Source organism: Deltaproteobacteria bacterium (assembly GCA_016183235.1).
Lineage (GTDB): Bacteria > UBA10199 > UBA10199 > DSSB01 > JACPFA01 > JACPFA01.
On the sequence record JACPFA010000024.1, the window covers coordinates 24888 to 50090 of the forward strand.

Consider the following 25203-nt stretch of genomic DNA (forward strand, 5'->3'; position numbering starts at 1 on the left):
ATTGAAACTAGCGTAAAGTGGAAAGATATTGGCGCATCTCAGGGCCATCCCACTCAATGGCTCCTACAATTTTGCGAACCATATTTAAATTTTTGTCGATGATAATCGTTTCAGGCACTCGGATGATATTAAACTTTTCCTGCGAAATAACCATTTCTTTGTCCCAAACGATATGCACATTGGGGCCCTGTAACACCGCACTATAATCTTTTTCAAATTGGTTGAGAAATTTTTTTATTTCGTCGGTTGAAGTGTCATTGGAAATAGCCACCAGTTCTAAATCACCCCCAAATTCAAGGGCCAATTTCATTAACGAAGGAAACTCTTGCAGACAAGGGCCACACCATGAGGCCCAAAAATTTAATAATATAATTTTGCCTTTTAGTTTTTCGAGTGAAAGCTGGCTATTATCTAATTGAGTAAAGGTTACGGTAGGGGCCGGGCGGTTCTGCCAATGCCACTTGGGAATTTGGGGTTCATGCGTATCTTCAACAATCACGCCGGTGTGGTAAAAACCCCAAACGACTACAATAACAAAAACTGAAAAGGTTATAATCCATTTCGCCATGGTTTAACTCGACGTCGCTTATTTAAAAAATAAAAAACCAAACCGAAAAGTAACTCGCCGACACAAAAGAGTGCAAGGTTGGTGGCGATGTTTTGGGTAAAACCATAAGAATGCAAGCCAACATTTAAGAGGTTCACCCCAAACCAAGCGAGGGCAACAATAATATTGATGATCACCATCCCCAACGCAAACCCTAAGGCCTTGATCTGCCCTGAAATACGGCCGTGCAATAACCAAATGAGCCAAAGCACAATGAGTAAAGCCCCATTTTCTTTAGGGTCCCAGCCCCAAAAGCGGCCCCAGGATTGATCGGCCCAAATACCTCCTAAAATAGTACCAAACAAGGAAAAGAAAAGGGCGAACAAGGCGATACCCATCATGGCTTGGTAAAGTTCTTCTAAACGGCTTTCTTTGGTAGAAGGCAATAAACGGCGGATCAAATAAACATGGCCCACCACGCCACCCACAAAAGAACAACCATAGCCGATCGAAATTGTCACCACGTGGGTGGCTAACCAAAAATTAGTATTGAGCACAGCCACCAACATCCCCATGGTGTCGCCATCGCTCGCATAGGCATTGCCCAAGAAATGCAGCGTTGCCCCCACCACCGTTGCGATCAAAATGCCCAGCCCATTTTTACGTTTTGATTCGAGGATAATGCCAAACACACTCGCAATCAAACCCACAAACACGATCGATTCGTAAAGGTTGCTGACGGGTGGCCTAGCCATAATGATAATGCGCAACACCACGCCGGCCAGATGAAGCGCGCCACCTAGCAAGAGAACCATAAAAGCCAAGAACCTTGCCTTTTTCTCCCAAGCAATCCAGCTTAGGGTGAGCAAAAGAAACGCTAGAATATAAAAACTTAAACTTTTGGTAAAAAGATCGAGATGATTGTAACGAACCTCTAAATTTAAAATGGAAGCTGAAAAAACCCCTTCAGGGAAATTGAGGGTGTATTGCGAAATAGCCGCGGAGGCCTGTTTAATTTTTGTTGCATCTTGTTGTTTAACCGCATAGGCCAAGTCTTTCCAAAACCCTAAATACTTTGCGCTCTCAGGCGAACCCTGCCCTTGCAAAACCAAAGCCCAGGGAGAAAACCATTCTTCAGCATGGCCTTGCCATTGCGGTGGAAAGATACGAAAAATTTCTGACTGCCCACCCTGCCTTATTTGAAACATTTGAAAAGACAAGTGCGTCACTTCTTTTTCTTCGTCACTCACCGCAGCACCTTTTTTAGCCTTGATAGCCTCCATCTTTTTTTGCAAAAGTTGATCGACCCGCAGCATTTCCATGTAGTTGTAATCTTTTTCGGCTTCTAAACCCAATTCAGCGGCCAGCTTGGTCGAATGAATTTTAAATTGCGGAGTGATTAATGAAAATGAATTGCTCAAATCGTAATAATTCAAAACCTTAAAATACAATTGGGCCAATTGGTTTTGAGCCGGGGTGCGTTCTTCTTCGCTCTTGCGATGAATACTCGTAAGGGTGTCTTGAATTTTCGCCAAGGCATTTTTGACTTCTAAAAAAGAATATTTTTTGCTTTCCCGCCTGGGCAATTCAAGCGCTGCCAACACCTCAGGGTTTTTGATATCAAAGATTTCTCTTTGATAGGCCGATTCTTGGTCAAACAACACTTCCCCTAACCAATCGAGCGCCCTTAAATCTTTAAGGGAACTTTTGCCATAGAGCGGCAAGAGATTCACTCGCGCAAAGGTATCTAGGGGTTTAAGCCTGCCTTCATGCAACACGGGGATATTCCCCAACGGCAAATAAGACAAAGGCTCAGCCCTAGCTTGGGGAGATAAAAAAATTGCTAATATAAATGTCACCCCTAAGAAAATTTTTCTAAAGCGGGCTGAGGCTTGCAGGGGTTTGTCCCTGTCGCTTCGCTCAGGATAAACTCCGGCTTCCATATCCATGGATATGATGCCATGGAAGCCGAGACTTTGAGTGCGTCCGGCGGCCGTAACCGCCGGACGACACGGACCCCGGAAAGCCTCAGCCCGCTTCAGAAAAATTTTCTTAGGAGTCACCTTTATTCTCATCGCGATTTTGCCTTAAAAATAAGTTTGGGAACTTGAATGAGCAAATGAACCAATAACCCAATGCACATGATCAAACTCGAAATATAAGGAAATAGCCTGCCCACATTTTTCACCACCGCTAAAACCGTGGTTTCTTGCCCATCACCTTCAATAAAAGAAGCTTGAAAGAAGGTATAATTTTTATACCGCAAGGGCTGATTCATTTGAATCACACTGCGTTGCTGAATGCCTTCATCAATCAGTGTGACAACTGATTTGTAACTTCGCGCTTTATTGGTACCAGGGTAAATTTGTTTTTCAAAATCGATCAAATGAATGCGAAACGGCAAATAGGTTCTGGCCCTTCTGATTTCTAATTCATAAATTTTACCACCCACCCGCAGGGTTTGGGCAACCGGCATGAACTCTAGCAAGGCATAGGTCCCATTGGTTAAGGTATCAGCCCCATCGATTTTAAAAAATATCCCAGCACGGTTACGCTCGTCTTCTTTATCTAAGGGAAGTGACGCCAGATCAAAATTTTTAGCAAAACCACGGTAAGACAAATCGGCTGGTTGATTGCGACGAATCGGGTCACAATTTTTGCAAAAACTTAACACTTGGATTTTAAAAGGCAGTAGATCGGTTTTTAAAACCGAACCGGGTTTCAACCAACCTTGGGTAAAATTAGTTTCTTGGTCACTATCTTCGGGTGAAGTATCCCTCACCACCAATTCTACGTTATGATAATCTCTCACAAAGTTAGAAGTCGCCCCTTCTTGAATCACCATACTACCTTCGGTACTAAACCCTGCAGTAAGAAAAGCCCCCACCAGCAACAATAAAACCCCCAGATGGGTAATAATAATTCCCAAGTTTTCTTTCTTCCAAACACTTTTAAAGATTAAAAAGAAAACTAAATTAATAAAAATAATCCCTAACGTTGTATAACCACCCGGCAAGGGCGCCGGCCCAAACCATAAAATAAAAGAAGAAAAATATTGTTGTTGGGCTTGAAACAACCCAACATATCTTTGCGCAATAGTCCCTACCACCACCAAGACCATTAGCCAAAAGAGACAATAGAAAACAATTTCGGTTTGAGTTAAAAATTCAGCGATGTTTTGAAGAATTTTTTTTAATTTGGAGCGACGAACGGTCATCTTTAATCAATACCTTTATCTTTTGGCAAGCGATTGGCAAAGACTCACAAACTTACTTTGATTATAAACAAGAGTTTCTTCAGGGCCTGCCATTTTTACAAAAACAACTTGATCGGCCATAGCAATCGAGGCCACAAAAATCGCAGCACTGGGATTTGCATCGTTGATAATTTTAAACCAAGCAAAAGGCCCCAAGGCCCCCTTGGCTCGTTGGGTAACTTTTTCTAACTCCCCTTCATTCAAGGGGCCCAAACCCACTTGCTCACGCCACCGATTCACATTAGCGATCACCCCACCGGCCTGCCCTGCCAAGACCACAATTGAAACATCCGCAGCACTGTCTGGGTTCCCATCTTTTCCTGGTGCCATAAAACTGGCCAACCGTATGGACGAACTCGAGGGTTTTTCTTGCCAATCTTGAGGGGTTTTCCAATGCAAGGTGCCATGTCCTTGGGCTTGACCTTGACTAATGGTTAGCTCAGGTGAAGATTGACCATGAGGAGAAGACATCGAGGTAGGTGGTTGAACCTCTTTAGGAACCGAGTGAGTTTTGACCGATCGCCCATCTTGGCAAGCCGTTAATAAGCCCATAGCCACAGACAAGGCTAAACCACATAAGATTATTCGCATTTTTTGTAGATCCTTCCATTTTTCTTAACAGGCTTTGTGGCCATATCATCCTCATTTTAGGAAGTAAAGACCTAGGATAAGAATTCCCCTACTGTCTCTGCAAAACATCATATCCTGAGATGATTTGCATCATTTGTTTTTTTTAGGGATCTGCAACATGCTTAATAGCGCCATGCTACCCAGAAGAGGGCGTTTGCCCTATTGTCAATTTTTGCCGTTTTTGTTTTTGTTGATCCTTTTTATAGGCCCTTATGGTTGTGGTAGCGGTTCTAATGAACCCGCGGATTCTGACCCAACCGGAACGGGTGAGACCGAACCCGAGGGTGGTTCAACCGGCGCCGAAACGGGCACTTCGGGTAAAAAACCCTGGACCTATCACCCTGAAAATTGGGCCGACAAAACCGCTCACCCGACTGCCTTTGCCTCTGATCCAGAATCTTGCAAAACCTGTCATGGCAATAACTACGACAAAGTCATGCAAGGTAAAAGCTGTTACACTTGCCACAACTTTCCCCATAACAATGTGTGGAAAGATATTCATGGCCAACAACTTAAACCCGAAGCCATCCAAGATTGTCAGAAATGTCACGTATCTAGTAATAATGTGGCCCTTGAAGGCACACCCCAATCTTGTAACAGTTGTCACGACAAACTGAGTTGCCTTGATTGTCACGATCAAGCTAAAGCCGGGCGTCGCAAGATTGTAGGCCCAGGCGGTGATTTTTCTCTTGGCCAACATCATGCCAGTGGAGAGGTCAATCAAGAAACTTGCCTCACTTGTCATTATATGAACGACCACTGGTCAGGGGTGGTAAAACTTAAAGACCCCGATGCAGGCGTTGGCATGGTTTATAATTTCAACCCTCAAGACCCTGAAAGTGTTGAGGCTTTCTGTGTCAACTGCCATGACCAAGACGGTGCCACCGCCCACGGTGGATTAACCCCCTTTAACGATGGCAAAACGGTGCCTAACATTAAGGGTGTAGAAGGTAGCCTGTGGGCTGATTCCGCTCACAACCAAATTAATTATCAAGCCAATAGCAACAAACCCTTGTCGTGTTTAGGCGACGGCATCAAAACCGGGTGTCACAGCAATGGTCACGGCTCTGATATTGAAAAGATGTTGAGCGTGGCCGGGCCCATCAACAACTTGTGCGATCAATGCCACACTGATGAAAAAGTTTTGAACCAAGCCTTATCTGGAAATGAACTGGCCAACAACATCCAACAGGCCTTTAGTTTAGAAGGCGATACGGCAAGCATGCACAATTTAGGGACCCAGTTTACCATCAACGCAGGGGACCCCAACGAGAAAACCTTTACCCTGCAATGTACCACCTGCCACAACCCACACGTGGTCACGGGGAAATATTGGGATGCCGAAGCCGGCAAATCTCCCATCACACGACCTGATTTAGCAAGCGATCCAACCGAAAATCCCCGCGCCATGGGCGACACCCTTTGGGGCGTGAGCAATGACCAAAAAATGAGTAGTTACGCAGGGGTAGCGCTCGCTTCATCGTTCAATCAAGCGGGGAATTTTCAAGATGCCGCTGGCGGCCCTGGCAATCAGTTGCCCGACTATGTCACTTTTTGCACCGATTGCCACGCGGAGCCAGGTCCCTCACCTTTTGGGCTAAATGATGGCCCTGGATGGGACGATTCGAAAAAAAGTTGGGATAGCGACCCCCATGGGCGTTACCCAGCCAACTTACCTGCCTCTAAATGCCCTAACGACCCGGCCTGCGGTGATGCAACGGAGGGTTGGCCCAAAACGCCGTTGGGCAAGGGTTTTATGCAACGGCTGCTTCCACCCTACGATCAAGGCAAAAGAATAGCCGGTTTTAATTACGTGCTCTCGTGCACCGATTGTCACGAGGCCCATGGCTCTGTTAATAAAAACTTGATTCGTTCCAACCTTAATGGCACCTCTACTCCAGATTCAAAATGGAATAACCTTTGCCTGACTTGCCATAAAGTAGACCAGTACATGATCAGCATGTCAGGAATTGGTCAGCATTGTGAGAGCTGTCACGGTTACGGCCAAAACCCACCGCAGGCTTATATGCCGGGCTCCATCCATGGAATGGAGAAAAATAAAAATGGGGATATTAACAACCCCAATAACACCACGCTGATTTTTAATTCTGAACTCGTCGCCTATTTGCGCTTTGATCGAGTTAATTCAAATAATCCGAATCTCAATCTCTATGCCTTGGAAGATTCAGGACATTACCATCAAAATGCCCGCGGCTTTGACCTCAATTCACCCACCGATGATAACACCACCCATGTGGATGTGAATTTTGGCCACCTCCATGTTTTAAGCCAAATCACTCAGCAATGCGTGGCGCTGGGGGCTTTGGAAGATAAAAATGCCTATGGTTGCAGTGTTAACCTCGATGGTCAAAATGATTATTTGGAATTAGGTGTAACTCATAGTGTTTGGCCACCCTCGGTGTTTGGGCCTCATCAATTTTTTGAAATGAAAAACAATGCCTCGGTGATGGCTTGGGTTTTTCCCAATGTTGCCCCGATTCAAAACTTTACCATCCTCTCCAATGCCAGTGAAGACCCTACTGTTAATTATAGCCTCTACCTAATCCCTGATGGAGAGGCGATGCGAGTTGTGTTTAAAGTAGCAGTTGGCAACAATACCTGGCGCGGGGCCTGCAGCAATGTCGCCATCCCGGCTAATGGCTGGTCGCACGTAGGTGCTACCTTTGATGGCGACGCTGTCCAAAAAATAAAGATCTATATTAATGGGGTGCAAAGTACGGCTGCCGATCCTAATGTCTGTGGCTTGTTGCAACCCAACGCTCAAGAAACGCAAATCCAGGCTGGCCAAGATGAAGCCACCTGTGTGCCTTTTACCGTTGGGGCAAGCTCCAATGAACAACCCTGCATTCAAGAATGGCCACCACCGCCTATGGGTGCCTTTAACTGGAACACCGGCAGTAATTTCTTTAATGGTAGGATCGACGAAGTCAAAGTTTACAATACAACCCAAGAAGATTTTCAAAGTTTAATGGCTCCGCCCTTGCCACCGCCTTGGTTCCCCAATTGATATCATCATTGATGATCTCAATCATATAAACACATGATTTGTTTGTTTGCCTTCTGGCTTCGTTGGATCTAATGTGGGCACCGCTTAGTTAAGAATAATCTTATTTATCAAATGGAGGATTGCGATGAGAAATCATAAATCAAAACCAGTCATGCTCATGAGCCTACTGGCTTTGTTCTCTTTTTTACTCAGTAGTTCTGTTTATGCGGGTGCTAAAGACATTTTTGTTAAACAAAAATGCAATAAGTGCCACGAATGGAAAGCTCAAGGGGTTGAGAAATTACCTGCTGAACCAGACGCCCCACCCCCCGACCCCAAGTTTAAACCTGACCTCTCCAAGTTGTCAGACAAAGTAACGGGCGACAAAAAAGAATACCTAAAAAAGTGGTTGAATAAAGAAGTTCAACGCGATGGCAAAGACCACAAGAAACGTTTTGCCGGCACTCCAGAAGAACTTGAAACGCTGGTGAGTGCACTAGCCGCACAATAAGCGAAAATATTCAGAAGCTAGGCAGGATGATCAAGCCTGCCTAGCTTTTTTATTTTGAGAATCGTGGACCATGCCCACCTATTTTTTGTTTTGGAAAGATTTAATCAAACAAGTCATCTTCGGCCCCAAACTTTATTATGCCTGGCTTGGGTTTTTATCGATTTTCATTGTCATTGGGATTGCAGGCTATATTCAACAATTTCAGCATGGCCTTATTGTCACCAACATGACCGATCAAGTTTCTTGGGGTGCCTACATCGCCAATTTTACCTACATCGTAGGTTTGGCCGCAGCCGCCGTCATGCTGGTCATCCCAGCTCATATTTATAAATTTAAATGCATCAAAGAAATCGTGCTGATTGGTGAGCTCTTGGCCGTTGCCTCCATTATTATGGCCATGTTGTTTGTAATGGTTGATATGGGCCGACCCGATCGCCTTTGGCACCTCATCCCCGGTTTAGGCCGGATGAACTGGCCCATGTCGATGCTCGCTTGGGACGTCTTGGTGCTCAATGGATATTTGCTTTTGAATTTGCATATTCCCGGCTACGAACTTTACAAAGACTATAAAGGTGAACCTCCTTCAGAGGCTTATCACAAACCTTTTATTTTCATTTCTATTTTCTGGGCCATTAGTATTCATACCGTCACCGCGTTCTTATACCAAGGCTTAGGGGGTAGACCGCATTGGAACTCCGCGGTGATTGCCCCACGATTTTTGGCCTCTGCCTTTGCCGTAGGTCCCTGTTTTATTCTTTTGACCTTACAAGTCGTCGAAAAATTTAGCCGCTTTCACGTGGAAAAAGAGGCTTATCATATTTTAAAAAGAATTATCGCGGTGGCGATGATCATCAATTTGTTCTTACTCATGTCTGAAGTCTTCAAAGAATTCTACACCGATTCAGGGCATAGCGCTTCGGCCAAATATTTATTTTTGGGGCTGCACGAAAACCACTTACTAGTTCCTTTCATTTGGACGGCTATTGGTTTGAATATTTTTTCCACCCTAACTTTCGCGATCCAAAAATTAGGGAGGAACCAAATCATCATTAATGTTGCCGCCGTGGCGGCCATTGTGGGGGTTTGGATCGAAAAGGGAATGGGGTTGATTGTCCCTGCCTTTATTCCTTCTCCCTTGGGCGATGTTGTGGAATACACCCCATCTCTGGTCGAAATTCAGGTGTGTGCCGGCATTTGGGCCATTGGGCTTTTCCTGCTGACGATTTTTCTTAAAGCCGCCATCCCCATTCACACCGGCGAATTAAGATTGCAACGCGAAGAATCCTACCCCGGAGAATTCTCAGATAAGCCCTGGGAAAGACTCTGAAAATTGGCTGATCTTAATCATATGAGTGGCTGAGCATACCCATTGAGCTAAAACCCCATTGAGCTTAATTTAAAAGAAGCTATGAAACTCAACTATCGAAAACTAACGGGCTTGGCCATGGGCTTAGCTTTTATAGTTTCAACCTACCAACCGCTGTGGGCCGAGCCCCCAACCCCTGAATCAACCGAAAGCGCCCCTGAAAGTCTTCCGAGTTTTCCCGTCATCCCACGCATCCCTAAACTTAACATGTACCCTTGCACCGACTGTCATATGGGAGACAAAGATTACAACAATCAAGAAAGAGAATTAAAAGAAGAACACATTGAAATGGCCGCCCATTTCAAAAATGGCGATAAAGACCAACGTTGGTGTCACACCTGTCATCACGAAAAAGACTATCTTCATTTAACCGCACAAAACGGCCAGATCGTAACTTTTAACGAAGCTTATGTGGTTTGTGGCCAATGCCATGGCACAATTTTACGCGACTGGAAAAAGAACATCCATGGAAGAAGGGTTGGTAAATGGGTTAGCCCGGCCGAGGCCCAGGCCACTAGCTGTACCGAATGCCACAATTCTCACGGGCCCAAATTTAAAGCCTTAAAACCTATGCCACCCCCTGTACTGCCGAGAGGGAAAAAGGCCCCGAAGGAACATAAGGTAGAACATCAAGCAGGGCATTAGGAGCTTTTATGATGGATGAAAAAAAAGAAAATAGAAGTTCAGAGCTTTTAGCAAGGGCCCTAAATCAAGAAGTGCCAAGACGTTCTTTTCTTAAAGGTCTTGCCGTAGGAACGGCCCTGGCAACGGTTGCCCCCAGCAAAACAGCAGAGGCCTTTTCGCTAAGTGATTTTTTCAAAAAACATTATAAAGAATTATCGCCCCAAGAAAAAACCGCCATGCTGGCTCGCATCGAGGCCGAAACCAAAAAACGTTACGGCGTGGATGTAAAAGTTGAAGACCCTCCACCGATGAATGGCGTTGAGTTTGTTTATTGCCTCAATCTTTCTAAATGTATCGGTTGCCGAAAATGTGTGTATGCCTGCGTTAAAGAAAACAACCAATCCCGGGATCCGCAAATTCAATATATTAAGGTGCTGGAAATGCCCAAGGGCTCACTCGATGTGCATGAAGGCAACATGTATTACGATCATGCAGAAGTCCCGCAAAAAGACAAATTTTATATGCCTGTGCAGTGCCACCAATGTAAGCATCCGCCCTGCGTCAAGGTGTGCCCGGTAGAAGCCACCTGGAAAGAACCCGACGGCATTGTGGTGATCGACTACGATTGGTGCATTGGTTGCCGTTATTGTGAGGCCGCTTGCCCCTACGAGGCTCGCCGGTTCAATTTTACGGATCCCAAAATTCCACCCGAAGAAATCAACCCCAATCAAGGTTATCTATCAAACCGTATTAGGCCACGCGGTGTCATGGAAAAATGCACCTTCTGCCTACACCGCACCCGCAAAGGCTTATACCCAGCTTGTTTGGAGGTATGCCCCACCGGTTCTCGAAAATTTGGAAATATCTTAGACCCCAACAGCGAAGTGCGAGCGGTGATTCAACACAAAAGAATTTTTGTTTTAAAAGAAGAATTAAACACCATGCCACGATTCTTATACTTCTTTGATTAATGAATGGATGCCGGGTCCCCGGATCAAAGTCCAGGGCAGGCTTGCCCGGCATGACGTCATCCCGGGCCTGACCCGGGATCCATATATGACTAGGAAATCTTATGCGTACCTATCTTATTTTTTGGAAAGCCATGCTTCGCCAGTCTGTCGTGGGTTCTAGGGGTTATTATATTTGGCTGCTGATTTTGCTCTTTTTTATTGCCCTGGGTGTTGTTGGCTATATCCAACAATTGCGGCATGGTCTTATTGTCACAAATTTAAGTGATCAGGTCTCATGGGGCGCCTATATCTCTAACTTTGCTTTTGTGGTTGGCATAGCCGCCGCTGCGGTCATGTTGGTCATTCCGGCTTATGTTTACAAATTAAAATCGGTTAAAAAAATTGTGTTGGTGGGTGAGCTCTTGGCGGTGGCAGCTATTATTGTGGCCCTCTTATTTGTCGTTGTTGATATGGGCCGCCCCGATCGCCTCTGGCACCTCCTCCCCATTTGGGGTCGGGTGAACTGGCCACAATCGATGTTGGGCTGGGATGTCATCGTGCTCAACGGCTATTTACTTTTAAATTTTCACATCCCCGCCTACGAACTTTACAAAAAATATACAGGCCATCCCCCTTCCGATCTTTATTACAAACCGTTTATTGTCATTTCCATTTTCTGGGCGGTGTTTTTACTTTTGGTCGAGGCCTTTTTGTACGTAGGTTTGGGAGGAAGGCCTCACTGGAACGCAGCGATCCTCGCACCCCGATTTTTTACGGCGGCTTTTTCAGTAGGGCCTGCCTTTATTATTTTAACTTTGCAGCTGCTTGATAAATACACCCATTTAGATGTGGAACAAGAAGTTTATCTTGTGCTTAAAAGAATCGTCGCCGTGGCCCTACTTTTCCACCTCATTTTGCTCGTAGCAGAAGTTTTCAAAGAATTTTATACCGATTCAACCCACGGCGAATCAGCTCGTTATCTTTATTTTGGTTTACATGGCTACCATGGGCTTGTTCCCTTCATCTGGACTGCCATTGCTTTAAATGTTTTTGCCACCTTAAGTTTTGCCATCCCCAAATTCAGTCGCAACATGGTACTTATTAACATCGCTGCGGTAGCGGCCTTCATTGGTATTTGGATTGAAAAAGGCATGGGGCTTATTGTGCCTGGTTTTATTCCCACTCCCTTAGGCGACATTGTTGAATACTTCCCTTCATGGATTGAACTACAAATTTGTGTTGGCATTTGGGCCACGGGGCTATTACTCTTCACCCTCTTCCTCAAAGCTGCCATCCCCATTGAAACAGGGGCATTGCGATTGAAAAACTTAAAAAGCTAAACACCTGATGAAGATCATGAGTTTTTATTGTTTAAATCATTTAGAGAATTTTTAGTTGTGTGGTATTGAATAAGTGTAGTTACTCAAGTCAATCCCAAAATGCAAAGAAAGAAGCATGCGTTTGTTGATAAAGCTTAAAAACTTTCTCTCTCGTAGCCTTGCCCTTCTCCTCTTGATAAGCGTGGTCAGTTTGGCTAAGGCCGAAGAAAAAAAGAAACATCTCGTTTCCGGTTCTCTCACCAATAAGTACAAATTTCGAGCCACCAACGGTTTTTCCGATAATGACTTAGAATCTATCTTAACTTTAAATGTTGGCAACCCTCGCGCCAATCGCTTCTCTTTCTCCGCCCAAGGTGGTGGTATTTTTGATCTCGATGGTAAAAAAACCGATTCTTATTTTTCGGATATCTACAATAGCTTTCCCGATGCGGCCGTTGGCCGGCTTTATTACGCCTATCTTAATATCAACAAACTTGGCCCCATCGATCATGTGCGGGTTGGCCGCCAGCGTTTGTTTCTGTTAGAATCTCATTATTTCGATGGCCTCTCCATTGAAACGGTTCCCTTGGCGGGTTTTGTACTCACCGTCTTTGGCGGTACCCCCGTTCACCTCTATGAAAATCAAATCGGCATGGATTGGGGTGATTGGATGGCCGGTGCCTCTTTACAATGGAACCCCATTAGCAAACTGCGCCTGCGTTTTGATTACACCCATTTAAAAGATCAAACCTCTGGCTTTCGCGTGAGTCAAGGTGATTTAGAAGATGATCTGTTTGGAATCTCGTTTTGGGCCAACCTTACCAAAAACATCGAACTCTATGGCCGTTTTACCTCTTTCTCTGATGAAGTCCGCGATGCTGAAGCCGCTCTGAACTTTCAATTCCCCGAGCAAGACTTAACCGTTCGCCTCAATTATTTTAGACTGCTCAAAGGCTACGACATTCGCGTTACCGATTGGGACGCCTTTGGCATTGCCGGTTCCTATGTCCCCTACAATCAAGCTGGCCTAAGTGTCACCAAGGGCTTGGGGGAAAAGTTTAGCGTCGATGGCGGGTTTGTGCTGCGCAAGCTCGACAACAATCAAACCGCTTCTGCCTTTAACCACGGCTACCTCAGGGGCTTTGTGTCACTCGGCAGTCAAGACTTTCTTGCCAAAGGTCTTGAAATGAACGCCACCTTTGATTATTACCACGGCATCGATAACACCTTGAAAAACGACTACTACGGTGGCTCTTTCGGCATTAGCCAACAACTTTTGAAAAAACGTTTGAAGCTGGGCGCTGGCACGGCCTTTTATCTCTATCGCTACAATCTCTTGACTGGCAACGAATCTGACAATGTGCAAACCTATTTTGCCAATGTCGAAGCCAAGATCTTGAAAAATCTCAAGGCCAAGGCCGCTTACGAATTTGAAGACAATGACTTTGATAACTTTCACGAAATGAAGTTGAGTTTAACATGGGATTTCTAAAACTTAGAGTCATCTTACTACTTTTAATCTCGGTCACTTTTTTGATGGCCAATAAGAATTGTAAGCGTTCTATCACCTGGGGTGACACCAATAAAAATTTCGTTTCTAAATGGGAAGACGAACATAAAGACGTTAATTCCAACACCTATTGCGGTGAATGCCACGATGATGCTCGTTCTTGGAAAAAATCCCCTAATGTGCATGACAGCCACGGCATTGCTTGGGAGCGCGAACACGGTAAATTCTCGCAGGCCAAATATGGCTTTCAACAACAAAATGTCTGTTCGCTCTGCCATACCGATTCTTCTTGCACCTCCTGTCATATGCAAGAACCACCGCAAAACCACACCATGTTCTGGAAACAACGCGGCCATGGCTTGGCAGTCGGCCTCGATCGCAACAAATGCGCCACCTGCCACTACAGTGCCGATTTTTGTGAACGTTGCCACTCAGAAACCGAACCCAGGGATCACAATGCCCTTTGGGGTTCTAGGCAAAACAATCACTGCTTGAGCTGCCATGTGCCCGTGTCTTCTTCTGGCGCTCAAAAATGTGCCGTCTGTCATCAAAGCACGCCCTCGCATAGCTCGGCGCCAGCTCAACCTAACAATGCTATTCATGTGTCTGGGGTTAATTGCCGCACGTGTCATAACCCAGCACCTCACGCTGATAATGGAGACTCTTGTGAAACCTGTCATCAATAACTTAAAGGGGAAAACCATGAACGGTGGAACCTTCAATCTAAAAAGAATATCCGGCCTATTTATAACTTATGTATTTGTGGTGTTTCTAGCGGGTTGCGGCACAACCGCCACCACCCCACAAACCACCGGCATCTTGGGTACCGCAGAAAATACCGTGGGTGATCCAGTTGTGGGCGCTCTGGTTTGTTTGATCCCAGCGAGCGCAATCAGCGAAATTGGCCTCGACATCGACGAATTTTCTCCAACGGCCACGGATGACGAACCCTTAGAAGACTTATCAAGCAATTGCACCACAGGCACCTATCAAACCGCTACCACCGATTCGAACGGTGATTACAGCTTTGCTACGATCACAGAGGGAACTTATTTTATTTATTTAAAGCCCGCTGATACTGATACTGGGCATCTCCCAGGCGGTAGCCTCTGCCGAACCTCACGCTATTTAAGCAATACCGCGCTTGATCTTGATATTGAAGTATCCACCGTGCCTTCTTCTTCCGCAACTTACGTTGGTTCTACCACCTGTCTTTCCTGCCACACCAACAAAGAAACCGTTAAACACACGGGGCATCAATTGGGCCTACGCAATCCCGGAGAAGATGGCGGAAACCAAGATAAAAGCACCTTTGAAACCGCTACGGGTATTACTAATTTCGATGCAGCTTTAGATAGATTTGAAGACGACACCATAGTCTATTTTTATGATTACGATAGCACGCGTGGCTTTGACAAATTTAAAACCTCAGAGACCGATCCGGGCACCACTTGTACCTTGGGTGACTCCTCCGATACCACGGGTGTTTTCTTTACGGTCCGACTTTTTAAAGACGGCTCCACGTACAAGATGACCTTAACGAATGTGTGTAATCCTTCTGACACCAATTCTCCTGCCACTTATGATGTCGATTTCAGCTATGGTGGGGGTGTTTATAAACAACGTTATTTTACCTTACTCACGGTGGGTGATAGCAATAATATTAGTGGTAGTAGTGGTTACCACGTCCTTCCCCTCCAATACCATCAAGAAGGCAGTGATTCTTATGGGCCACGCACTCGCAAGATTTGGCGTGATTACAATGCCTATTCCGGCTGGTATACTTTTAGCACTCAACTTTTGAGAACCCCTGCCAATTCTAAATCCTTTGACAACAACTGTGCGGGTTGTCATTTCACCGGTTATACTTTGACCGGCAATAGCACGGATGGCTACATGGCAACGGCTGTCGCTGACACCAACGGTCATATGTGGTACGGCACTAAACAAGAAATCAACACCGGTTGCGAGGTTTGCCATGGCCCGGGTTCTGAACATGTGGCTGCAGGTGGTTCGATTGTCTCCCCAGGCTTTCTTACCCCCGAACGTGAAGTCATGATTTGTAATCGTTGTCATACCCGGCCCAAGGGCGTTGCGGGTACCGATGTGCCTGATGATGCAAGTGGTGGGCTTATGCTTCCCGGTCACACGCGGAGCGAATTTTTTTCGACCTACACCAACGGTCAATATGATACAAACTTAGGGAGTGATTTGTTGACCGATCGTGATCAACACTCCAACTCACATCATCAGCAAGGCACTGACTTTGTACGATCAACCCATTATAAGAATCGAACTCAATTACTTACCTGTTCGAGCTGTCATGATATGCATGGCACCGATTATGCCCGTGGCTTAATTGCTTCCCAAGATGACAATTCCATCTGCGCAAGTTGCCACAGCGATAAAACTTCTGACCTCACCGGCCACACCGGTGACGTGCTAGGGGTTTCAACCGATATGGGTGCCAGGTGTATCGATTGCCACATGAATAAATACGCCAAGTCAGGGTCGGGTCGCCCGGGTAATGGCAATACCACCGGGCTCAGCGCTGGGTATTGGGAAAATGATATTACTTCCCACTTGTTTAAGGTGCCGTTAAAAAGTGTATCGAAGTCAGATGGAACTTTTCTCTTGCTCGGGGTAGCCCCCCTTAATGCGCCTCTGCCCATTCCCTTTACCGATAGTTGCGGCAGCTGCCACGACAGCGACCTTTCTGATAATTAATGGTAGCTAAATCGATTAAACAAACTTCTCCCACTGTGCCGTAAGATAGTGCGGCAAATTGAGCAGATGGATTGAGCGTGTGGAGGGATCATGCGGTAATTTTGCCACTGCGTTTTTATTCAACGACAGGTGATGTTCACCAATTTTGACGATCCTTTTTGCATCTGGTTCCATAATCGCAAAGCTATACAATGATTTATTGTCACCGCGGTTGACCTTCACATCAAATCCAACCAAAAAAGGTGCCCTTAATACAAACTCCACCTCTGCACGGTTTGGCGATTTCCAATAATAAAGATCATCCCGTGTGGTCTGCAAGGCAATCAGTTCATTACCCACAAAGGTTTCATACATAATGGCTAAATATTTATCGGGAATCTGCTGCGTTAATAGATGGGAACCGTTGAGCAAGTAATTCACCATACCACAGTCAAACAACAGGTATTTCGACAGGTCTCTACTTTCATCATCGTAAAGCCTTATTTTATGCACGACCCTTGCCCCCACGGTCTTATTCACCAACCGCTTGGCTTCGCCACGACTCACGTGTTGCACCTGGAGTTGACTATATTTCAAAGTATTCATCGATAACAATGCTAGTTTCCGGAGCACATCTTCATATTCATAAATTTTAGCCTTTTCTCCTAAAATGGTTTTAACATTTTCTTCGATGGTCAAGGCCAAATCTTTAATGAGCGTTGGGATATCGACTTCTTTATTTTCTAAATAGGTATCGACGATCTTGGGCAAACCGCCTATTTTGACATAAATATTAAAATATTTTTTGAGTTCTTGATGAAAATAATCAGATTGACGATCGATGGTGATGTCACGATAATAATCAAAGAAAGTTTTATTAGACAAGTTTGCTAAAAATTCTCCAAAAGTGATCGGATATAAATCAAAATATTTTTTTCGGCCTGTCGCCGCATTTTTCACCTGAATGTTTTCAAGGTTAGACCCTGTAAAAACAAATTTAAATTCATCGGTCAGTTCGGCTAAATACTGAACTGCCTCCATGATCGCCGGGTAGTGATCCACCTCGTCGATAAATACATACACAGGTTGCCCTTGCACCTGTTTGCCACTTAAATAACGCCGTAAATTTTCAACCAATTGCACCCCGGTAGGATCCACAAAATTACGACCTAAATATTCACGGCCCTCAATGGTTATTTGTTGAGGATAGAGTAAATTGATCAAAACATGAGGCGTCTCTTTCAAACTTTGCAGCACATTAAGCACAAAGGCCGTTTTACCCACCTGCCTTGCCCCACAAACAATCATAACCTGATGAGATAAATTCAATAAACCATTGATAAATTTAAGTTTTTTATCAAACCGTTCAATCCACATGCCCTAATAATTACATTTCTAATATTAAAAATAAACAAATATATTTAAAAAGTAATATTAATTATTATGGCACCATACTCTGACCCAAGGCCAAAAACTCTTTTGTGGCCTAGTCGCCTTTGTCGCTATCGTGCTATCCTCCTCAAAAACTCTCGTATTCTTAAGCTTTAACCTTCATGAGGTAAATAGCGATGCGATACGGAATGATTGGAAATTGCAAAACAGCGGCGTTAGTTCATGAAAGCGGCAAGATTGAATGGTGTTGCCTCCCTAATTTCGACAGCCCTTCTGTTTTTGCCAGCTTATTAGACCCACAAGGTGGGCACTTTCAAGTAGGGCAGGCTCGGCCGAGTACGGTTCAACAAAGCTACCTTCCCCAAACGAATATTCTACAAACCGAATTTATCGATGGCGACAATGCCTTTGCCGTGATTGATTTCATGCCGCGCTATCGCGAAGGCGAAGTGTATCGCCACCCCATCGAAATCCACCGCCTGCTAAAACCCTTACGTGGTCATCCGATCGTGCAAATTCTCTTTCACCCTGCCCTCAATTATGCCCAAGGCGAAACTCAAATCCAACTTTATCCTCATGTGATTAGCGCCACCCACGACGTAGAAGATATTTATCTTTATTCTAGCCTCCCGTTAGAAGGCGTGTTGGCAGGCGCTCATATTCCTTTGACCCGCGACGAATTTCTGCTTCTCACCTACCATGAAAAAATGGAACTCCCGACTTTAGGTTATACTTACGAAATGTTCGAAAAAACCAAAACCTATTGGGAAGGCTGGTCGCAACACTGCCGTCTCCCAACCCTTGCACAAGACGCGGTCTTACGATCGGCCTTAGCCCTTAAATTAATGACCTTCCAGGAAACCGGCGCCATTATTGCAGCTCCCACTACCTCGCTGCCAGAAATATTAGGTGAAGAACGTAATTGGGATTATCGTTATTGTTGGTTGCGTGATTCTTCTTTAATGTTAGAGGCCTTAAAAAGCATCGGCCACTTCGAAGAAGCTAGGGCCTTTATCCATTTTCTTTTAGAAATCTTAGAAAGTAAAAAAACCAAGATTCAAATTGTGTATGGAATTAACGGCCGCACCCACCTAGAAGAAAAAACGCTGCTTCACTTAAGTGGTTATAAAAATTCAAAACCAGTTCGCATTGGCAATTATGCTTGCAACACCCAACAAAATGATATTTATGGTGAGGTCTTAAACACCATCTATCTTTATTTTTTTCATTACCAATTTGAAAAAATCACAGACGACGTTTGGTCATTGGTAAAATTTTTAGTCAATACGATTGGTCAAAAATGGTGTGCCGAAGATGCAGGGATTTGGGAATATCGTTTTCACCAGGCCCATTTTACTTTTTCCAAAGTACTGGCTTGGGTCGCCTTAGATCGGGGGAGTCGCATTGCAGAAAAGTTAGGTCGCCCCCACACGGCTAAAAATTGGCAAATTGTAGCTGAAAAAATTAAAGTGGATATTCTCAGGCACGGCTGGAACCCAGCAATCCAAGCCTTTACCCAAAGTTATGGCTCTGCCGACCTTGATGTTGGAGTTTTACTGATGCACCGTTATGGATTTTTAACAGCTGATGACCCCCAGTGGATTTCCACTGTTAAACAATGCGAACGATTTTTATTGAAAGATGGTTTTGGGTTTCGCTACACGGCAAGCGATGATTTTGGCCCTCCCCGCAGTTCCTTTATCATGGCCACTTTCTGGATCATCAAAGCCCTTTACAGCATCGGGGAACAAACAAAGGCCCTTGCCCTTTTTGAAAAGGCCCTGGCCCAGACCAATCACTTGGGGCTACTCTCAGAAGACATTGACCCAAAAACCAGCGAGCTATTGGGAAACTTTCCTCAAGCGTTTTCACACATGGCGCTCATCAACACCGCACATTTACTCGATAAGAGGACGCTATGAGGCTTTTAGTTGTATCTAATCGCTTACCCATCACCGCTCAAGAAAAAGACGGTGAATTTAGATTTCATAAAAGTGTGGGGGGCTTAGCAACGGGGTTGAGTTCTTTTTTGAAAACACTGCCAGCTCAATCTAATGAAATTAATGACTATCTATGGATAGGCTGGCCAGGGTTATGGGTTGAACCCGCCCAACAAGAAAATTTTCGTCAACAAATGTTGGCCAAGGCTAAAAGCTACCCCGTTTTTTTAACCGATGAATCCTTAGACAAATTTTACCATGGCTTTTGCAACAAAACCCTGTGGCCGCTGTTTCATTTTTTTACTAATTATACCGGGTTAGAACAAAAGCATTGGGAAGAATACAAACGCGTCAACCAACAATATTGCAAAACTCTATTAGACATCCTTAAACCCGATGACATCGTTTGGATTCACGATTATCAGTTGATGTTGTTACCTCAACTGATTCGCAAAGCGAGGCCTGAAATTACGATTGGTTTTTTTCTTCATATTCCCTTTCCCCCCTTTGAAATTTTTCGTTTTCTTCCAATCCAGTGGCGGCAAACCCTTTTGTCAGGCTTATTAGGTGCCGATTTGCTTGGCTTTCACACCCACGACTATACGCAAGCTTTTTTAAGATGTGTTTTGAGAATCTTGGGGCCAGAGCACAACATGGGGCAAATTATTTTTGACAATCGCGTGGTGAAAGCCGACACCTTTCCCATGGGGATTGATTTTGAAGCCTTTCATAACGCGGTTTCGAGTGTTGAAGTTCTCGCTGAAGAAGAAAAACTAAAAACCTCTTTTCAAAACTTAAAGGTTGTTCTTTCGGTCGATCGGCTGGATTATACCAAGGGCATTCTCAATCGCCTCCAAGGCTATGAACTTTTTCTGGAAAAAAACCAACCTTGGCTGAAAAAAGTTGTATTGGTTTTAGTACTGGTTCCCTCACGAGTTCGAGTCGACCATTATCAAAAAATGAAACGCCAAATCGATGAATATATCGGAAAAATCAACGGCCGCTTTGGCAGCCTCGACTGGACACCTATTATTTATCAATATCGAACCTTAACTTCTTCCCCCCTGATCGCTCTGTATCATTCCAGCGACGTAGCCCTGGTCACGCCACTCCGAGACGGCATGAACCTCATTGCCAAAGAATACCTGGCCTGCCGCACCGATGGCACAGGCGTGCTGATCCTAAGCGAAATGGCGGGTGCCTCTCAAGAGTTGGGAGAAGCCTTGATTATTAATCCCAACTCGAAAGAAGAAATTGCGGAGGCCCTTAAAGCCGCACTCGAAATGCCCGCCTCCGAACAAATCCACCGTAACCGCGTTATGCAAGCACGGCTCAAACAATACAATATTATCCGTTGGGCCCACGATTTTATGCACGAATTATTTGAAACCAAAACGCTTGAGAAAAAATTTCGTACTAAGTTGATGGTACCCGCGTTACAACAGGAGTTAGTCAAAAAATTTCAAGGGGCTAAGCATCGTCTGCTCTTGCTCGACTACGATGGCACCCTGGTTTCGTTTAACCCTAGCCCAGAATTAGCCATACCCAGCGAAACCTTGCTCACACTACTCCAAAGGCTCAGCGATCATCCATCAACCGATCTAGTTATTGTTAGTGGGCGCAATAAAAGTATTTTACAAAAATGGTTTCAAAATGCAGGAATTCACTTGGTGGCCGAACATGGCGCCTGGATCCGAAACCAAAATACCGATTGGAAAACCATCAAACCCTTAAGGGATGATTGGAAACCTCAAATCCTATCTATTTTGAGAACATGTTCCGACCGACTGCCAGGTTCTTTTGTCGAAGAAAAAGAATATTCGGTCGTTTGGCATTATCGCAAAGCCGACCCCGAACTCGCCTCACTCCGTAAAAAAGAACTTATGGATGATTTAGTCAACTTTACCGCCACCATTGAAGTGCAAGTCGTGCCTGGCAATAAAATTGTCGAAGTCCGCAATGCAGGGTTATCAAAAGGCTTGGCAGCCATGGAATTTATTTCACGCCATCCATTTGATTTTGTATTGGCAATCGGTGACGACCAAACCGACGAAGATCTTTTTCACGCCCTTCCCGAAAGCGCTTATTCCATCCGCGTTGGCATCAGCAATTCCTTCGCCAAATTTAATCTCCCCTCTCATCACGAAGTATTGCAGCTATTGGAGTCCTTGACTTGTTGAGGCCACAAGCTCTTTTGTCGACCCATCGCGGAAGCGGCGGGGCCCCCATGCGGGCTAGCCGGCATGGAAAGCCGAGGCCCATGTCATCCCTGCGAAGGCAGGGACCCATGATGGTGAACGCGGAAGGCTTCCGTGCCCGCTGGCTCCATGAAGGTCGCCGCTGGAGCGCCGGGTCGAGGAGAGGGCTTGCGGCCTCATTGCGTTAATGACTTATTTGCAATATATAAGTGCACTATCTGGTCTATCAGAAAACATTTTACACAACCGCTGGCGAAATATCTCACTTCTATTCTATTCATCCAATCTTGCCTTGTGATAAACAAGAACCATGCATCTTCACTCTCTTCGACTCACGTTTGGTTTACTTTTAGTCTGCTTCGCAACCGCTTGCAGTGGCACTCCCGTGTCGTTACAGCAAGCCCCTCCTGAACAAGAGACACCTCTCTTGGCCCTACCAACTCCTGAAACGCAACTGTCCATATCAACACCAACCGGTTGTGGCGGTTTTTCATTTGATAATGCCCCCATTGATATTGGAGCGGGGCTACCCAGTGGTTATGAACCCAGCGGGGTGGATTGGCACGAGAGGCTAGGCAAACTTTTCTTAGTAGGAGATGGCGGTACGGTTTCGACGATGAATCAAGATGGCACCGCGATCACCAACTGGTCAGTGCCAGGTGATCTAGAAGGCATCACGATTCCCGACCCACAAACTAATTTTGTCTACCTTGGGGTTGAACATCCTGATGGTATTTTGGAGTTTAATATTTCTACTGGAACAACCCCCAGGCGTTTTGACTTGACCCCTTGGATGCAAGGCGCCAACAATCAGGGATTAGAGGCGTTAACTTTTGTTACAGACTCTAACAACCCTGAAGGCGGCTTATTTTATGCGGGTCATCAAGGTGAAGGTAAAGTTTACGTTTTTCAGTTACCCATTAAGTCGAGCACCACTTCAACCACCGTCACTTTCATTCGCTCATTCACCCCGGTGCCAGGGCGCGGCGATCTTGCCGATATGGACTACGACCCAGTTACGAATTTAATTTACGCAATTTTCGATGGTGCTAACAAACTTACTGCCATGAATCCAGCCGGTACCGTGGTAGAAGAATGGAATCTCCCCCACGACGACCAAGAGGGATTTGCCAGAAATAGTTCTTGTGATTTTGTGGTTGCTCAAGACACCGGCAAGAAAGTCTGGTTTTATCAGGGTTCGCCGCCACCTATTGTTATTAATACGCTCATCTTAAACAAACTCAGCGATCGTGTAGCTCAAGTGCAAAACGACGATGGCAGCTTTGATTGGCAACAGCCAGCAAGCGATCCCCTAACGCCTACCCTCACTGGTTTCCAAAATGTAACCGGTGTTACGGCTTTGGGTTTTTTTGGTGCCATGGAATTGCTGGAAAATTCAACCTGGCAAAGCAACCTTGACCTAACCGCAGACTATTTTGAAACTCGCCTCGATCTTTTATTGGCCAACCCCACTGATCTCAACGCCAGCCTTTCTTGCCCCAATTGGACTTTTTTATCTTGGTATTTGCAAAAAACTCCTGATACGGCCCTTGAAGACAAAACCATTACTGGCTTCAACGCCCTCCTCAATGCCCGCGATACAACTTATGGCGATGACCCTTCAATTCGAGTGGACGGGCTTTTCAACCGAATCATTCTAGGTCGTGCTAGCATCCCGGGCATTATTCCTTGGGACTTAAGCCTTTGCGTCGAAGCGCTCGAGGCTATGGCGCAAATCAGTGCCGATTTCGAAACCGACTATGAGGTAAGCTTAGACCTCATGGTTAATCAACTCAACTCCAGTTTCGAACCCGCTTATCATGCCAATCCCCAACTCCAATACGCCGACACCTCCCTTGCCTTGCCACTTTACATCTTGGCCAAAAGCCCTGCTTCCAATCTTTACGCTGCCACCATTAATAACTTATCGTCACAGCTCATGGCCCTCATCGACTCTGCAGGCCTGATTAGCAATGGTTCTCCCAATGATGGCCCGCTCCAAGCCACCGCCTATGGCCTGCTCGCCCTCAAACAAATGGGAAATGCCCAGGCACAAAAAGTGCAAACCTACCTTGAATCACAAGTCGACGGTGATGGAATTATTAAAGACCCTGCCAACAACATAGAAACCTACGAAGTCGAAGGCGAGGTCTTACGTGCCTTGGCCTTTGTGCGTTAGCTCAAATGGCGCTATTACCCTTGACAAATTTCTTAAATCCTCAGCATGATGCCCTCGATTGAACACCCAACTCACCCATTTTTTAGGCGATTATCTCTTCCAAGTGAACCAGGGGATTTTGTCTTTTTTAGAGCAGGTCGAACGGCATGAGTTTGTAGGCTCGCTTGAAAAACAGTTTAAAGGTTGCCAAGAACAACTCCAACGCTTGGGCAATCAAGTCGCCTCTCTACCTCAAGAAGTTAGCCATCTTAAGGGCGTTAAGCGTCTAAAAACCGCGATTGAAAATTGCAACACGCATTTGAAATCGGCTTATGCCTTTTTGTCTCTGCCCACTCTGCTTGAGCTTGAAAATCACCACTGGGTCACCCTACGCTCTTACCTCCAGGGTTTACAAAAAGAAGCTTCTGTTTTTAAAAAGTTTCTCGAACGCAATAAAACTTTGGCCAGCCGCACTGAGCTGCAATGGGGTCGAAAAACTTTTCATGTGGCCAGCGGCCTCTTTGGGATTTGGCTTTATGGTTATTCAGGGTTAAGCCCCATGGTTGCCATTACGGTTTTGTCGATTTGTTTAAGCATTGCCATCACTACAGAATTTGCCCGTCACTTTTCACCATCTTTTAACGATTGGCTGTGCCATTCTTTGTCAGGGATCATGCGCGAAAGAGAAAGGGTCAAGATCAGTTCGGCTACTTGGTTCATGGGTTCGATCTTGGTGATATTTTTATGCTTCCCCCGTGAAGTCGCTATCCTTAGTTTATTTTATGTAACGATTGGTGATACGGTTGCCGGCATTGTGGGCAGCCGTTGGGGGCGCTATCGACTCAGCAAACATGTCTCGATTGAAGGAACCACCGCCGCCTGGCTCACCTGCTCCCTAGGAACCGCATTCCTTGCCCGCTTTGCGCTGCACCCCTTTCATTTGGAAGGACTGTCGCTCTTTTTCTTTGCCCTCTTAGGCGGGCTCACCGCCGCCATTACCGAGCTCTCTTTTAAAAAACTCGATGACAATCTAGTCATGCCGCTGCTTTCCGCCCCTATTCTTTGGTTATTAATGGCGGTTTTTTAAAA

Annotated in this window: 18 protein-coding genes; 13 read left to right on the forward strand and 5 right to left on the reverse strand. The window is 45.4% G+C overall.

Annotated features, from left to right (window positions below; translation table 11 throughout):
- Positions 1–7: 7 nt before the first annotated feature.
- From HYU97_05280 to HYU97_05295, 4 genes are all read right to left on the reverse strand, one after another.
- Positions 8–568, reverse strand: a complete 561-nt coding sequence (locus HYU97_05280) for a TlpA family protein disulfide reductase (GenBank protein ID MBI2336155.1) — start codon at positions 566–568, stop codon at positions 8–10.
- Complete coding sequence (gene ccsA / locus HYU97_05285) at positions 550–2496, reverse strand: cytochrome c biogenesis protein CcsA (protein MBI2336156.1); 1947 nt, start codon at positions 2494–2496, stop codon at positions 550–552. Before ccsA ends, HYU97_05280 begins: the two co-directional genes overlap by 19 nt.
- A gap of 122 nt (positions 2497–2618) precedes the next feature.
- On the reverse strand, positions 2619–3764 hold the full coding sequence (locus HYU97_05290) for a cytochrome c biogenesis protein ResB (protein MBI2336157.1): 1146 nt from the start codon (positions 3762–3764) through the stop codon (positions 2619–2621).
- Positions 3765–3779: 15 nt separating this feature from the next.
- Positions 3780–4394, reverse strand: coding sequence for a hypothetical protein (locus HYU97_05295; protein ID MBI2336158.1), 615 nt, complete (start codon positions 4392–4394; stop codon positions 3780–3782).
- 172 nt (positions 4395–4566) lie between these two features.
- On the opposite strand from HYU97_05295, the gene HYU97_05300 reads away from it, so the two are divergent.
- The 9 genes from HYU97_05300 to HYU97_05340 all read left to right on the forward strand — a co-directional run bounded on the left by HYU97_05300 (position 4567) and on the right by HYU97_05340 (position 16447).
- A complete protein-coding gene (locus HYU97_05300) occupies positions 4567–7461 on the forward strand; it encodes a hypothetical protein (GenBank protein MBI2336159.1) in 2895 nt (964 codons plus the stop codon).
- A 124-nt stretch (positions 7462–7585) separates the two neighbouring features.
- Positions 7586–7951 carry a c-type cytochrome gene (locus HYU97_05305; protein MBI2336160.1) on the forward strand — a complete coding sequence of 122 codons (366 nt, stop codon included), beginning with the start codon at positions 7586–7588 and terminating at the stop codon, positions 7949–7951.
- A 70-nt stretch (positions 7952–8021) separates the two neighbouring features.
- Complete coding sequence (gene nrfD / locus HYU97_05310; GenBank protein MBI2336161.1) at positions 8022–9278, forward strand: polysulfide reductase NrfD; 1257 nt, start codon at positions 8022–8024, stop codon at positions 9276–9278.
- Between the two features lie 81 nt (positions 9279–9359).
- Positions 9360–9962: a hypothetical protein gene (locus HYU97_05315; GenBank protein MBI2336162.1), complete on the forward strand. Its 603-nt coding sequence runs from the start codon at positions 9360–9362 to the stop codon at positions 9960–9962.
- 11 nt (positions 9963–9973) lie between these two features.
- Positions 9974–10912, forward strand: coding sequence for a 4Fe-4S dicluster domain-containing protein (locus HYU97_05320; GenBank protein MBI2336163.1), 939 nt, complete (start codon positions 9974–9976; stop codon positions 10910–10912).
- Positions 10913–11013: 101 nt separating this feature from the next.
- Positions 11014–12231: a polysulfide reductase NrfD gene (gene nrfD / locus HYU97_05325; GenBank protein MBI2336164.1), complete on the forward strand. Its 1218-nt coding sequence runs from the start codon at positions 11014–11016 to the stop codon at positions 12229–12231.
- Between the two features lie 115 nt (positions 12232–12346).
- The gene (locus tag HYU97_05330; protein MBI2336165.1) at positions 12347–13702 is read left to right on the forward strand and encodes a hypothetical protein; all 1356 of its coding nucleotides are present in this window, start codon (positions 12347–12349) and stop codon (positions 13700–13702) included.
- Positions 13690–14406 carry a hypothetical protein gene (locus HYU97_05335; GenBank protein ID MBI2336166.1) on the forward strand — a complete coding sequence of 239 codons (717 nt, stop codon included), beginning with the start codon at positions 13690–13692 and terminating at the stop codon, positions 14404–14406. The genes HYU97_05330 and HYU97_05335 overlap by 13 nt, the downstream gene beginning before the upstream one ends.
- On the forward strand, positions 14387–16447 hold the full coding sequence (locus HYU97_05340; protein ID MBI2336167.1) for a hypothetical protein: 2061 nt from the start codon (positions 14387–14389) through the stop codon (positions 16445–16447). Before HYU97_05335 ends, HYU97_05340 begins: the two co-directional genes overlap by 20 nt.
- A 15-nt stretch (positions 16448–16462) precedes the next feature.
- Here HYU97_05340 and HYU97_05345 read toward each other — a convergent pair whose 3' ends face one another.
- The gene (locus HYU97_05345) at positions 16463–17803 is read right to left on the reverse strand and encodes an ATP-binding protein (protein ID MBI2336168.1); all 1341 of its coding nucleotides are present in this window, start codon (positions 17801–17803) and stop codon (positions 16463–16465) included.
- 191 nt (positions 17804–17994) lie between these two features.
- Between HYU97_05345 and HYU97_05350 the strand changes: the two genes are divergently transcribed.
- From HYU97_05350 to HYU97_05365, 4 genes are all read left to right on the forward strand, one after another.
- A complete protein-coding gene (locus tag HYU97_05350) occupies positions 17995–19740 on the forward strand; it encodes a glycoside hydrolase family 15 protein (protein MBI2336169.1) in 1746 nt (581 codons plus the stop codon).
- Positions 19737–21938 carry a bifunctional alpha,alpha-trehalose-phosphate synthase (UDP-forming)/trehalose-phosphatase gene (locus HYU97_05355; GenBank protein ID MBI2336170.1) on the forward strand — a complete coding sequence of 734 codons (2202 nt, stop codon included), beginning with the start codon at positions 19737–19739 and terminating at the stop codon, positions 21936–21938. The genes HYU97_05350 and HYU97_05355 overlap by 4 nt, the downstream gene beginning before the upstream one ends.
- A gap of 328 nt (positions 21939–22266) precedes the next feature.
- Positions 22267–24135 carry a hypothetical protein gene (locus HYU97_05360; GenBank protein ID MBI2336171.1) on the forward strand — a complete coding sequence of 623 codons (1869 nt, stop codon included), beginning with the start codon at positions 22267–22269 and terminating at the stop codon, positions 24133–24135.
- Positions 24136–24193: 58 nt separating this feature from the next.
- Complete coding sequence (locus HYU97_05365; GenBank protein MBI2336172.1) at positions 24194–25201, forward strand: hypothetical protein; 1008 nt, start codon at positions 24194–24196, stop codon at positions 25199–25201.
- The last annotated feature ends 2 nt before the right edge of the window (positions 25202–25203 follow it).